At 46.0% G+C, this 12,922-nt stretch carries 8 protein-coding genes and 3 pseudogenes; 9 read left to right on the top strand and 2 right to left on the bottom strand.

Annotation, left to right across the window (positions count from 1 at the left end):
• Nucleotides 1-82 precede the first annotated feature (82 nt).
• Nucleotides 83-1,429, top strand: a complete 1,347-nt coding sequence (dgt, locus tag JCM10512_RS03670; protein WP_044160494.1) for a dGTP triphosphohydrolase — start codon at nt 83-85, stop codon at nt 1,427-1,429.
• Here dgt and glsB read toward each other — a convergent pair.
• Entirely contained in the window at nt 1,401-2,414 is a 1,014-nt protein-coding gene (gene glsB / locus JCM10512_RS03665; RefSeq protein ID WP_044160492.1) for a glycine N(alpha)-acyltransferase GlsB, read from the bottom strand. The two genes, dgt and glsB, sit on opposite strands and share 29 nt — an antisense overlap.
• A 26-nt stretch (nt 2,415-2,440) precedes the next feature.
• Complete coding sequence (gene glsA, locus JCM10512_RS03660) at nt 2,441-3,259, bottom strand: lyso-glycine lipid O-acyltransferase GlsA (protein WP_044160491.1); 819 nt, start codon at nt 3,257-3,259, stop codon at nt 2,441-2,443.
• A 259-nt stretch (nt 3,260-3,518) separates the two neighbouring features.
• Between glsA and JCM10512_RS03655 the strand changes: the two genes are divergently transcribed.
• From JCM10512_RS03655 to murD, 8 genes and pseudogenes are all read left to right on the top strand, one after another.
• On the top strand, nt 3,519-4,022 hold the full coding sequence (locus tag JCM10512_RS03655; RefSeq protein WP_044160575.1) for an RNA polymerase sigma factor: 504 nt from the start codon (nt 3,519-3,521) through the stop codon (nt 4,020-4,022).
• 753 nt (nt 4,023-4,775) lie between these two features.
• Nucleotides 4,776-5,246 carry a division/cell wall cluster transcriptional repressor MraZ gene (gene mraZ / locus JCM10512_RS03650; RefSeq protein ID WP_044160489.1) on the top strand — a complete coding sequence of 157 codons (471 nt, stop codon included), beginning with the start codon at nt 4,776-4,778 and terminating at the stop codon, nt 5,244-5,246.
• Nucleotides 5,233-6,146 (top strand): annotated as a pseudogene (gene rsmH / locus JCM10512_RS03645) (16S rRNA (cytosine(1402)-N(4))-methyltransferase RsmH). Before mraZ ends, rsmH begins: the two are co-directional and overlap by 14 nt.
• 16 nt (nt 6,147-6,162) lie before the next feature.
• On the top strand, nt 6,163-6,522 hold the full coding sequence (locus JCM10512_RS03640) for an FtsL-like putative cell division protein (protein WP_044160487.1): 360 nt from the start codon (nt 6,163-6,165) through the stop codon (nt 6,520-6,522).
• A 51-nt stretch (nt 6,523-6,573) separates the two neighbouring features.
• Nucleotides 6,574-8,702 (top strand): annotated as a pseudogene (locus JCM10512_RS03635) (penicillin-binding protein).
• Nucleotides 8,703-8,730: 28 nt separating this feature from the next.
• Nucleotides 8,731-10,178, top strand: a pseudogene (locus JCM10512_RS03630) (UDP-N-acetylmuramoyl-L-alanyl-D-glutamate--2,6-diaminopimelate ligase).
• Nucleotides 10,179-10,180: 2 nt separating this feature from the next.
• Nucleotides 10,181-11,449 (top strand): phospho-N-acetylmuramoyl-pentapeptide-transferase, encoded by a 1,269-nt coding sequence (mraY, locus tag JCM10512_RS03625; RefSeq protein ID WP_044160484.1) that lies wholly within the window; start codon nt 10,181-10,183, stop codon nt 11,447-11,449.
• Nucleotides 11,450-11,584: 135 nt separating this feature from the next.
• Nucleotides 11,585-12,919 carry a UDP-N-acetylmuramoyl-L-alanine--D-glutamate ligase gene (gene murD, locus JCM10512_RS03620; RefSeq protein WP_044160482.1) on the top strand — a complete coding sequence of 445 codons (1,335 nt, stop codon included), beginning with the start codon at nt 11,585-11,587 and terminating at the stop codon, nt 12,917-12,919.
• Nucleotides 12,920-12,922 lie beyond the last annotated feature (3 nt).

The following is a 12,922-nucleotide window of genomic DNA, read 5'->3' as shown; positions in this document are numbered from 1 at the left end:
CAATTTGTACTGAAAAAGAGCTAATTTTGCCGTTAAATAATGTACCGACATGTAAATATGCCGATAGACCAAAACCAAGAAGATGATGAACTGGGAACAATTAATATCTGCCAAACGGTTCGGGATGGAAGAATTCCACGCCGAACGTCAAGAAAACCGATCCGAATTTCAACGAGATTACGACCGACTAATCTTTTCAGCCCCTTTCCGCCGTTTGCAAAATAAGACGCAGGTATTCCCGCTGCCCGGCAGTGTCTTTGTGCACAACCGGCTGACTCACAGCCTGGAAGTTTCCTGTGTCGGCCGTTCGCTCGGCAACGATGTGGCCAAAGCCATCATCGCTCGGCAGCCGGAACTTCAGGATTCTTTTCTTCCGGAGATTGGCTCCATCGTATCTGCCGCCTGTCTGGCACACGACTTGGGCAATCCGCCCTTTGGCCATTCCGGCGAACGTGCCATATCTACTTTTTTCTCTGAAGGCAAAGGACTAAAACTGCGTGATCCCCAACCCAACGGAGAGCAACTTTCCTCGATGGAATGGGATGATTTGATACATTTCGAAGGAAACGCCAATGCTTTCCGCTTGCTGACACACCAGTTTGAAGGACGTCGGAAAGGCGGCTTTGCTATGACCTACCCCACGCTCGCTTCTATCGTAAAATATCCCTATTCATCGAGTCTTGCGGGAAACAAGTCGAAGTTCGGTTTCTTCGTAAGCGAAGAGGAAAGTTTTCGGAAGATCGCCGACGAGTTGGGAATGGTCCGGCTTAACGGCTCTCCTTTGAAATACGCACGCTACCCACTCGTCTACCTCGTCGAAGCCGCTGACGACATCTGCTACCAGATGATGGACATTGAAGATGCGCATAAACTAAAGATTCTAACCACCGAAGAGACCAAGGAACTGTTGATGGGCTATTTCGATGAGAAGCGGCAGCAGCATATGCAACAGACCTTCCGCATTGTCAACGATGTGAACGAGCAGATAGCCTACCTGCGTTCATCCGTCATCGGTCTGTTGATCAGAGAGTGCACCCAGGTCTTTCTGGATCACGAAAGCGAGATACTGGCCGGCACGTTTGAAGGTCCTCTCATCCGGAAAATCTCGACCCGCCCGGCAGCAGCCTACGATCATTGTTCGCAAGTATCTATCAAAAAGATTTATCGTTCAAGAGATGTGTTGGATATCGAGCTGGCTGGTTTCCGCATCATCAGCACTCTGCTCGACCTAATGATAGAGGCTGTTACTTCACCGGAGAAAGCTTATTCGAAGCTGCTTATCGACCGGGTATCCGGACAGTACAACATAAAATCGCCTGTACTCTACGAAAGAATACAGGCGGTACTTGACTATATTTCGGGAATGACCGATGTCTTTGCGCTCGATCTTTATCGCAAGATCAATGGCAACAGTCTTCCTGCGGTGTAACAACCTTGGGTGTGAATACTTCTACCGTTTCACGCCCCGGCTTTAGTGCCTCAGGATGGCTCTCGATAAAAGTCTGAATGTGACGCATCCGCTTTTCTTCCAGAATCTCGTCAACCGCAATCAGGATGCCGGTCTCTTCCACATCACCGAATTCATAGTTGATGGCTGTTCCGAACATACGCATGGTTGGGCTCAGACTCATATAGGCATTAACCAACGGAGGGATGTTATATCCCAACTTGCGAATTTCGCTATTCAGTATTTTATAATCTTCTTTGAAGGTATCTTTGCAGAATAAAGCCTGCAGCTCCTTTTCATCGGTCTCCATCCGAAGCGGTTCGATCGGAGAAACCAATTCATCTTTGTCTAAGAAGTGTTTTTTCAGGAAGTATAGAATCATATCGCGTCCGCGACGATGGTAGCTGGGATACATGGTCACCTTTCCAAAGAAGAACTTCACATTCGGCATGACAACCGTCAAAGCTCCCAACCCATCCCATAAATTATCCAACGCGAACAACCCCTTGCTACCGGCACGGGTAGACTGATACTCCAAGGTAACAAATGAACGTCCGAGTTCGATTGTCTGAGGAAGATACTCCTCTATAAACTCTTCCGAGAAACGGAACATATGAGAAGTAGCCATAATGGGAGCCTTCTTTTCGTCGAACCGAACATCGGTTCCCAGCAAGTAGCGATATCCACCGAGGATTTCTTCCGCCTCAGGGTTCCAAACAATCAGTTGCTTATAAGGATTCTCCATTGTATCGTACTCATCAATATCCATCGATAAGCCTGTTCCTCCTCCTGCGGCACGGAAAGCAACCTCGCGTAGGCGTCCGATCTCCCTCATCACATTTGGCGCACTCTCGTGAGTAAGAATATAAATCTGATTATTACTCTTATTCGTCATGCGCAAGCGTTTGTCGTCTGTGAGTTCGGCTTTCAACAGTTCTTTGCTTACCGGTTTAATAATTTCCTCCATATTCCTTCTTATAGTTGTTCTACCTTTTACAATTTATATACAATATCTTTCACGTACTCTGCCCACTGGGCAGGGGTTTTCGACTTATCAAAAGTCTGCCAGGGAATTGGCTTACCAAATGTAACGGTGAAAGTTTTATGGCGATTCTTAAACATTTCATCTGCCAGATACAGCATGGCTATATTAAACTTAATTCCCAGCGCCTTGCAAATATTTGCCAGATTATAGAAGAAATCGGAGTTTCTTCCTCCGAAGTGTACGGGAACCACATCTCGTTGTGCCTGTACACTCTTCACCACGAAAGTTTTCTTCCACGCTAAATCTTTGATTACACCGTTTTGACGCCTTGAACAAAGTCCGGCAGGAAACATTATCAGCTGATCGTCGGACTGGAAGCCTTTTTCCACCATTCGGGGGAAGTCTTTAGCCTGTTTCCCCGTTTTATTAATGGGAATACAAAGCGGCGCCAATCCGTGTAAGTTCATCAGCAAGTCGTTAACCAGATACTTCACTTTTCCATCGTAATGTTTTCCAAGCACATAGCCCAGCGCCACTCCGTCCTGTCCACCCAGCGGGTGATTAGAAACAAAAGTGTACAAGCCATCCTCCGGTAAGTTTTCCAATCCCTTCACATCGACTTTAGCGTCCAGAAAATCCATACAAGCCTCGAGGAAGTCTACACCGACTTTACCTTTCGACTCTTCCAAGAACACATTGAGTTCATCTTGGTGAGTGATTTTCTTCAAATAAGAGATAACAAACTTAGGTATATACTTGTAGTGCTTCGAAGCCTTAGTTCGAAGTATTCCATCAACATCAATCAAAAACAAAGAGTCATCAGCCATTCTTTTCAAATAAAAAAGATGCCACAAAATTAACGGTTCTTTTTAATTAATCGCAATAAATCAGTAGAAAATGCAGGAATAATGTCTTTCAGAGGAAAAAAGGAACACCCAAAATTGGTCAAAAAGGGTATAAAAATAGTCAGTTGATAGATTACCCCCTAAATAAAGTCTGATTCCACCCCTCCAATGTTTAGAAAAAGGCATAAATTTGCACAGTCAAAAAGACAAACGAATTACCCACTTTTTAAAAGCAACGATTATGAAAAGTTTAAGCTTCAGAAAAGACTTAGTAGGAGTACAAGATGAATTGCTCCGTTTTGCTTATAAACTGACAACCGACCGCGAAGAAGCAAACGATTTGTTGCAGGAAACCTCATTGAAAGCACTTGATAATGAGGAGAAATATACACCCGACACAAATTTTAAGGGATGGATGTATACCATCATGCGCAATATCTTTATAAACAACTACCGCAAAGTAGTTCGTGACCAGACATTCGTAGATCAGACAGAAAACCTCTACCACCTGAATCTGCCGCAAGATTCTAGTTACGAAAGTACCGAAAGAGCATACGATTTAAAAGAGATGCACCGGGTAGTGAATGCGCTTCCCAAAGAATACCGAGTTCCATTTGCCATGCACGTTTCCGGATTTAAATACCGCGAAATAGCCGAGAAGCTCAATCTTCCGCTTGGCACAGTGAAAAGTCGTATATTCTTTACCCGCCAGAAGTTGCAGGGGGAATTGAAAGATTTCCGATAAGGTTTCATATAACCACAAACTCGATTTCAGACTAAATAGTTCGTACAGTTTTTAGTTGTGTAATTATTAAAGTAGCAAGACAGACTCGTTCTTCTTGCTACTTTTTCATTTTACCCCTATAATAAAACAGCTAAAAGCAACATCCGACAAGGCAGTTCTCCGGCAGCAACCCGGGCTGGCTGATTAGCCGACTTAAGTTGGCCGATCGGCCGACCTGAGTTGGACACCAATCAGCCTTGGGCTACTGAATAAAAGTCTGGCTCTTTGAACCATACCAGCCGATCCACCCCCTATTCCATCCGCAAGAGCAGCCGAGACACCGGTGTTATCAGGAAATAAATCCGACAAAAGAGCGAGTCAAAGGAATGAAACCACTTCCGGCTTTACCTTCAGGATGAACAAGCACATAATAAGGCACTTACCCAACAAACTGAAAGCTGAAAGCAATTTCACCAACAACTAATTTCCACCACCAAACCTCGTCAAACGCCTTCAAAGCAAGGCTAAGCTTTCTTTACCAGAAAACTCTCTTCCCCCATAAGCGACTTAGATAGTTTGAAATTTCCGAACAAGGCAATCATCATCTCACCGTATATGAATCCCCCACCGTAACGGAGGCTCCCAATAGCCTCATTTTCAGCAAAATAGACTTTTAACATTCGGTTGAAAACTTATTTATAAGATTTTCGTTCATTATAGTGGGGAATTGTGGGGAAATGCCTAATTTTACAGCCGTTTAATATACTAAGGTGAATGATACGTTTTTTGGGAAATATTGAAGCCAAGGCGGATGTCAAAGGAAGAGTGTTCATTCCCGCCACTTTCAGGAAGCAGTTGCAAGCTGCCTCCGAGGAGAGGCTTATTATGCGCAAAGACGTATTCCAGGACTGCCTGACACTTTATCCGGAAAGCGTTTGGAACGAAGAATTGAATGAGCTACGCAGCAGACTTAACAAATGGAACAGTAAACACCAACTCATTTTCAGGCAGTTCGTCAGCGACGTAGAAATAGTTACCCCCGATGGCAACGGACGCATACTGATACCTAAGCGGTATCTGCAAATTTGCGGCATACGCAATGAAATACGTTTCATTGGGGTAGATAATAGAATCGAAATTTGGGCGAAGGAACGAACCGAACAACCGTTCATGTCGCCCGAAGAGTTTGGTTCAGCACTGGAAGAAATTATGAATGATGATAATAGAGAAGATGGAGAAAGATGAGCTGACATATCATGTACCTGTGCTACTGAAAGAAAGTGTTGACGGCATGAACATCCGCCCCGACGGGGTGTATGTAGACGTCACATTCGGCGGAGGTGGACACTCGCGCGAGATTCTGTCGCGACTCAGTACAGGCGGGCGCTACTGGGTTTCGATCAGGACGAGGATGCCGAACGCAATCTGGTGGATAACCCACACTTCACCTTTGTACGCAGCAATTTCCGCTACCTACACAACTTCCTCCGCTACCACGGTATCGAGGAGGTGGACGCCATACTTGCCGACTTGGGAGTTTCCTCCCATCACTTCGACGACAGCGAACGAGGTTTCTCTTTTCGCTTCGACGGCGCATTGGATATGCGTATGAACAAACGGGCCGGCGACACAGCAGCCGATGTGCTCAACACGTATGAGGAAGGACGACTGGCAGACCTGTTCTACTTATATGGCGAACTGAAGAACAGCCGCAAGTTAGCTTCTGTTATCGTGAAAACCCGAAGCGTGCAACCGATTCAAACGATCGGCGAGTTTCTGGAAATAATCAAACCGCTCTTCGGACGCGAAAGAGAGAAAAAAGAATTGGCCAAAGTATTCCAAGCGCTACGCATTGAGGTAAATCGGGAGATGGACGCACTCAAAGAGATGTTGCAAGCGGCTACCGAAGCATTGAAGCCCGGGGGACGACTGGTTGTCATCACTTATCACTCATTGGAGGACCGGATGGTGAAGAATATCATGAAGACCGGCAATGTGGAGGGAAAGATGACACAGGACTTTTTCGGAAACATACAGGCTCCGTTCCGATTGGTGAACAACCGAGTGATTATTCCGGACGAAGCAGAAATAGCCCGCAATCCGAGATCACGAAGTGCCAAGCTTAGAATTGCGGAAAAGAAATAGGAGGAAGGACTGAGATATGGAAGAAGCAGGAGTAAATAAAAAGATAGAGGAAACCACCAAGAAGAAAAACCGCACCTCGTGGAAGAGTATTCTGGGAGGCGATATTTTGGCTACGGATTTTTTCCGTCGCCAAGTTCGATTGCTGGTACTGATTATGGTGCTTATTATCTTTTACATCCACAATCGGTATGCCAGTCAGCAGCAACAGATCGAAATCGATCAGCTGAAAAAGGAACTGATAGATATTAAATATGATGCATTGACACGTAGCTCCGAGTTAATGGAGAAGAGTCGTCAATCGCGCATTGAGGATTATATTTCGAGTAAGGAAAGTGATTTGCAAACCTCTACCAATCCACCTTACCTTATTAAGTAGGTTGGAGAGTTTTAACAGATAAGAATTGTGGCAGTCAACAAAAAGAAAATAATGACCCGTTACTTCATCGTCATCTTACTGATGGCGCTGATCGGGGTGTTTATTGTAGTAAAAGCAGGCATAACGATGTTTGCCGAACGACAATACTGGCAGGAGGTTGCTGATCGCTTCGTAAAAGAGAACGTGACAGTGAAACCCAACCGGGGTAACATTATCTCTTCCGATGGCAAGCTGATGGCAAGCTCGCTGCCCGAATATCGAATTTACATGGATTTCATGTCCGGCGAAAAAGACGATAAACGCCGGATCAAAGACCAGGCACGAAGAGACTCTCTCTTTAAAGCAAGCCTCGATTCTATTTGTATCGGACTCAATAAGATATTCCCTGATAGAAGCGTGGGGCAATTCAAGGCGCATCTCAAGAAGGGTCGTCAGACGAAAAGCCGTAACTACCTGATTTACCCGAAACGTATTTCGTACATCCAATACAAGGAAGTCAAACGTTTACCGGTATTTTCCCTCAATCGCTACAAAGGTGGTTTCAAGGAGCTAGCTACAATCAGCGTAAAAAGCCTTTTGGTTCATTGGCAACGCGTACACTCGGCGATGTATATGCCGATACGGCCAAAGGTGCCAGAAACGGAATCGAATTGGCTTTCGACACCATCTTGAAAGGACGTGATGGGGTAACGCATCGCCAGAAAGTGATGAATAAATACCTCAACATCGTCGACATCCCCCCCGTCGATGGTTGTGACCTGATTACAAGTATCGATGTAGGCATGCAGGATATCTGCGAAAAAGCATTGGTCGACAAATTGAAGGAACTGAACGCCACAGTCGGAGTAGTCGTTCTGATGGAAGTCGCTACCGGAGACGTAAAGGCCATAGTCAACATGACTCAGGGCAAGGACGGAGAATATTATGAAGTGCGCAACAACGCGATCAGCGATATGATGGAGCCGGGTTCGACATTCAAGACCGCTTCGATCATGGTAGCTCTGGAAGATGGGAAGATTACACCGAACGATGTCATTGACACAGGCAACGGAGTCAAAATGATGCACGGCCGGCCGATGAAAGACCACAACTGGCACCGCGGCGGATACGGCAATCTGACGGTAACCGAGATACTCGAGGTCTCATCCAACGTCGGAGTATCGAGCATCATCGATAAGTACTATTCCGGCAATCCCCAAAAGTTTGTTGACGGGTTGAAACGGTTGAGTATCGACCAAGCACTTAAGCTACAAATAGCCGGTGAAGGTAAACCGAATATCCGTGGACCGAAAGAACGGTACTTTGCTAAAACAACGTTACCCTGGATGAGTATCGGTTATGAGACCCAAGTCCCACCGATCAACCTGCTGACATTCTACAATGCCATTGCAAACAACGGGATATCGATACGCCCGAGATTTGTCAAAGCGGCAGTAAAAGACGGTGAGATAATCAAAGAGTTTCCAACGGAAGTGATCAATCCGAAGATCTGTTCGGACAAGACACTGGCACAGATGCGTGAGATCTTGCGGAAAGTGGTAGGTGAAGGACTTGCCAAACCGGCCGGAAGCAAGCAGTTCCACGTATCAGGCAAGACAGGTACGGCACAGGTTTCACAAGGTGCCGCCGGATATAAAACCGGAAGAACGAACTACCTAGTGAGCTTCTGTGGGTATTTCCCCTCTGAAGCGCCTAAATATAGCATGATTGTTTCCATCCAGAAACCGGGGCTCCCGGCATCGGGAGGGTTAATGGCAGGAAGCGTGTTCAGCAAAATAGCAGAGAGAGTGTATGCGAAAGACCTACGTCTCCCGCTGACGAACGCCATCGACACGAATACGGTTGTTATTCCGGACGTGAAAGCCGGCGAAATGAGACTGACCAAGCATGTGTTGGATGAACTGAAAATCAAGTCGCAAGGCGAGATCTCCTCTTCAGGCAAAGAAGTATGGGGTAACACGCACCCGGCACCGCAAGCGGTGATTTTGGAAAGTCGAGGCATCATGCAGAACTTTGTACCGAGCGTTGTAGGTATGGGTGCGAAAGATGCGGTTTACCTACTGGAGAGCAAAGGACTGAAAGTTCGTCTGGAGGGAGTAGGAAAAGTAAAAAGTCAATCGATTGCCAACGGGACAGTAGTCAAGAAGGGGCAGCCGATTACCTTGATAATGGCCAATTAATGAATAACGAATTTTAGAAAGTAAAACGATGTTATTAAACGAATTACTAAAAGCAATCCAACCGGTACAGGTGACCGGAAATTCGGATATAGAGATAACCGGAGTCAACATTGACTCTCGTCAGGTAGCGCCCGGACATTTGTTTATGGCCATGCGCGGTACGCAAACCGATGGGCATGCGTATATCCCAACAGCCATCGAGAAAGGGGCAGTTGCCATTCTTTGTGAGGATTTGCCGGAAGAATTAGTTACCGGAATCACATACATTCAGGTGAAGGATAGTGAAAGTGCAGTAGGCAAGGTGGCTACGACGTTTTACGGGAACCCGACTTCCAAACTGGAGTTGGTCGGAGTTACCGGAACAAACGGCAAAACAACAATCGCTACCTTATTATATAATACCTTCCGTTATTTCGGTTATAAAACGGGATTGATCTCAACCGTATGCAATTACATTGACGACCAACCGATTCCAACCGAACATACCACACCAGACCCGATTACTTTGAATCGGTTGCTGGGCGAGATGGCGGATGCCGGCTGCAAGTATGTCTTTATGGAAGTCAGTTCACACTCCATCGCACAGAAACGAATCAGTGGCTCATTTTCGCCGGAGGTATCTTTACCAACCTGACACGCGACCACCTCGATTATCATAAAACGGTAGAGAACTACCTGAAAGCGAAGAAAAAGTTTTTCGACGATATGCCGAAGAATGCTTTCAGCCTGACCAACCTGGACGATAAGAACGGTTTGGTTATGACTCAGAACACACGTTCGAAGGTCTACACCTATTCGCTAAGAAGTCTGTGCGACTTTAAAGGCCGCTTGTTGGAATCACACTTCGAGGGAATGTTACTCGACTTCAACAATCACGAACTCGCAGTTCAGTTTATCGGTAAGTTCAACGCTTCCAATCTGCTGGCTGTATTCGGAGCTGCGGTCTTGCTTGGCAAGAAAGAGGAGGAGGTGTTGATAGCTCTCAGCACACTGCATCCGGTTGCCGGACGTTTCGAATCCATTCGTTCGGCCGAAGGCGTGACTGCCATCGTCGACTACGCGCATACACCGGACGCACTCATCAATGTACTGAACGCGATTCACGGCGTTCTCGAAGGACAAGGTAAGATAATCACCGTAGTAGGTGCCGGCGGTAACCGCGATAAGGGCAAACGCCCGCTAATGGCTAAGGAGGCTGCGAAAGCCAGCGACCGGGTCATTATCACATCAGACAACCCTCGTTTCGAGGAACCGCAGGATATCATCAAAGATATGTTGGCCGGATTGGATGCAGAGGATATGAAAAAGACACTCAGCATTGCCGACCGCAAAGAAGCGATCCGTACAGCTTGTATGCTGGCTGAAAAAGGAGATGTGATTCTGGTTGCCGGTAAGGGCCACGAGAATTATCAGGAGATCAAGGGAGTGAAACATCATTTTGATGATAAGGAGGTACTAAAAGAAATATTTGGATAATTATGTTATACTATCTGTTTGAATGGCTTCATAAGCTTAATTTTCCCGGAGCGGGTATGTTCGGTTACACTTCATTCCGTGCTCTGATGGCCGTTATCCTATCTTTGCTCATCTCGAGCATCTGGGGTGACAAGTTCATCAATCTACTCAAAAGAAAGCAGATTACGGAGACACAGCGTGATGCCAAAATCGATCCGTTCGGAGTCAGCAAAGTGGGGGTTCCGAGTATGGGCGGGGTCATCATCATTGTGGCTATTCTAATCCCTTCCCTCCTATTGGGGAAATTACATAACACCTACATGATCTTGATGTTGATCACTACGGTGTGGCTGGGTTCATTGGGATTCGCCGACGATTATATTAAGATATTCAAGAAAGATAAAGAAGGCCTGCACGGGAAGTTTAAAATCATCGGACAGGTCGGGCTAGGACTCATTGTCGGATTGACGTTGTATCTCAGTCCGAGCGTGGTGATCCGTGAGAACATCGAGATTCATAAACCCGGCCAGGAGATGGAGGTTATACATGGTACGAACGATTTAAAGTCGACGCAAACAACGATCCCCTTCTTCAAAAGTAACAACCTCGATTATTCGGATCTGGTTTCCTTTATGGGTGAACATGCGCAAACAGCCGGATGGATCTTGTTTGTCATTATCACAATTTTCGTTGTGACGGCTGTTTCCAACGGAGCAAACCTGAATGATGGAATGGACGGTATGGCGGCTGGTAACTCGGCCATAATCGGAGCTACACTAGGTGTGCTGGCTTATGTATCCTCGCATCTTGAGTTTGCCCAATACCTGAATATTATGTATATTCCCGGTTCCGAGGAACTGGTTATTTATATATGCGCCTTTATCGGGGCACTGATCGGTTTCTTGTGGTACAATGCCTATCCGGCTCAGGTCTTTATGGGTGACACGGGTAGCTTGACAATCGGTGGTATCATTGCCGTATTCGCAATTACCATCCACAAAGAGTTACTGATACCGATACTGTGCGGTATCTTTCTGGTGGAGAATTTATCGGTCATCTTGCAGCGTTTCTATTACAAAGCGGGAAAACGAAAAGGCAAAAAGCAGCGTTTGTTTAAACGAACGCCCATTCACGACCACTTCCGCACATCGATGAGCATCATCGAACCGGGATGTAGCGTGAAATTCAGCAAGCCGGACCAGTTGTTTCACGAATCCAAAATCACCATTCGTTTCTGGATCGTCACAATTGTACTGGCTGCGATAACGATTATAACATTGAAGATAAGATAAGCCGACAGAAGATCGGCGCCTGATTCTTTCTTTCAAGTGGGAATCAGTAGTATTTGAGAGTATAAATTTGATTATTAACTTTTAGCGATGTGCGCTATCACCCAACTTATTGGACTTTATCGCACATGATTAGGAATGAAAAGAATTGTAATATTAGGAGCAGGCGAAAGCGGAGCAGGTGCTGCTGTGCTTGCCAAAGTAAAAGGATTCGAAACGTTTGTCTCGGATATGTCGGCCATCAAGGATAAATACAAATCTCTCCTTGACAGCCACGCTATTGCCTGGGAAGAAGGACATCATACCGAAGAACTCATTCTTAATGCCGACGAGGTGATTAAAAGCCCCGGCATACCGAATGAAGCTCCGATCGTGCTGAAACTGAAAGAACAAGGTACTCCAATCATCTCAGAGATAGAGTTTGCCGGACGGTATACAGATGCTAAAATGATTTGTATCACCGGATCGAACGGAAAAACGACAACCACTTCACTGATTTACCATATTTTTAAAAGCGCGAACCTGAATGTAGGCTTAGCGGGTAATATTGGTAAGAGCTTGGCCTTGCAGGTAGCCGAAGATCATCACGACTATTACATCATCGAGCTGAGTTCCTTCCAATTGGATAATATGTATAACTTCCGCGCCAACATTGCGGTATTGATGAATATTACCCCGGATCACCTGGACCGGTATAATCATTGCATGCAGAATTACGTAGACGCGAAGTTCCGTATCACGCAGAACCAGACTCCCGAAGATGCTTTTATCTTTTGGAACGATGACCCGATCATCAAGCATGAGCTGGCCAAACACGGTTTGAAAGCGCATTTATACCCCTTTGCCGCAGTGAAAGAGGAAGGTGCTATCGCATATGTGGAAGATCATGAAGTGAAAATCACCGAACCGCTCGCATTCAATATGGAACAGGAGGAATTGGCCTTGACGGGACAGCATAATCTTTATAATTCGCTGGCAGCAGGTATCTCTGCTAATCTGGCCGGTATCACCAATGAGAATATCCGCAAGGCTTTGTCCGACTTCAAAGGAGTGGAACATCGCCTTGAGAAAGTAGCACGTGTACGGGGCATTGATTTCATCAACGATTCAAAAGCTACGAACGTCAACTCTTGCTGGTATGCGCTACAGAGTATGACTACCAAGACTGTACTTATTATTGGTGGCAAGGATAAGGGAAACGATTATACCGAAATAGAAGACTTGGTACGCGAAAAGTGCTCGGCACTTGTGTATCTGGGACTTCACAACGAGAAATTACACGAGTTCTTCGACCGCTTCGGCTTGCCGGTTGCCGATGTAAACACGGGTATGCAGGATGCTGTCGAGGCCGCGTATAAACTGGCAAAGAAAGGCGAAACAGTTTTGCTTAGCCCGTGTTGTGCTTCATTCGACTTATTCACGAGCTATGAGGATCGTGGCGAGCAGTTTAAGAAATACGTGACTGAATTATAAAAC

It is taken from the genome of Bacteroides reticulotermitis JCM 10512 (genome assembly GCF_000517545.1).
GTDB classification, from domain to species: Bacteria; Bacteroidota; Bacteroidia; order Bacteroidales; family Bacteroidaceae; genus Bacteroides; species Bacteroides reticulotermitis.
The sequence above is the reverse complement of the archived record's forward strand: the minus strand, read 5'-3'. Positions and strand labels throughout refer to the sequence as shown.

Excerpts from the sequence above, each read along its gene's own strand:
- murD (WP_044160482.1), top strand. The coding sequence starts at position 11,585 with ATGAAAAGAATTGTAATATTAGGAGCAGGCGAAAGCGGAGCAGGTGCT.
- JCM10512_RS03640 (WP_044160487.1), top strand. The coding sequence starts at position 6,163 with ATGGAAGAAGCAGGAGTAAATAAAAAGATAGAGGAAACCACCAAGAAG.
- dgt (WP_044160494.1), top strand. The coding sequence starts at position 83 with ATGATGAACTGGGAACAATTAATATCTGCCAAACGGTTCGGGATGGAA.
- mraZ (WP_044160489.1), top strand. The coding sequence starts at position 4,776 with ATGATACGTTTTTTGGGAAATATTGAAGCCAAGGCGGATGTCAAAGGA.
- glsB (WP_044160492.1), bottom strand. The coding sequence starts at position 2,414 with ATGGAGGAAATTATTAAACCGGTAAGCAAAGAACTGTTGAAAGCCGAA.
- mraY (WP_044160484.1), top strand. The coding sequence starts at position 10,181 with ATGTTATACTATCTGTTTGAATGGCTTCATAAGCTTAATTTTCCCGGA.
- glsA (WP_044160491.1), bottom strand. The coding sequence starts at position 3,259 with ATGGCTGATGACTCTTTGTTTTTGATTGATGTTGATGGAATACTTCGA.
- JCM10512_RS03655 (WP_044160575.1), top strand. The coding sequence starts at position 3,519 with ATGAAAAGTTTAAGCTTCAGAAAAGACTTAGTAGGAGTACAAGATGAA.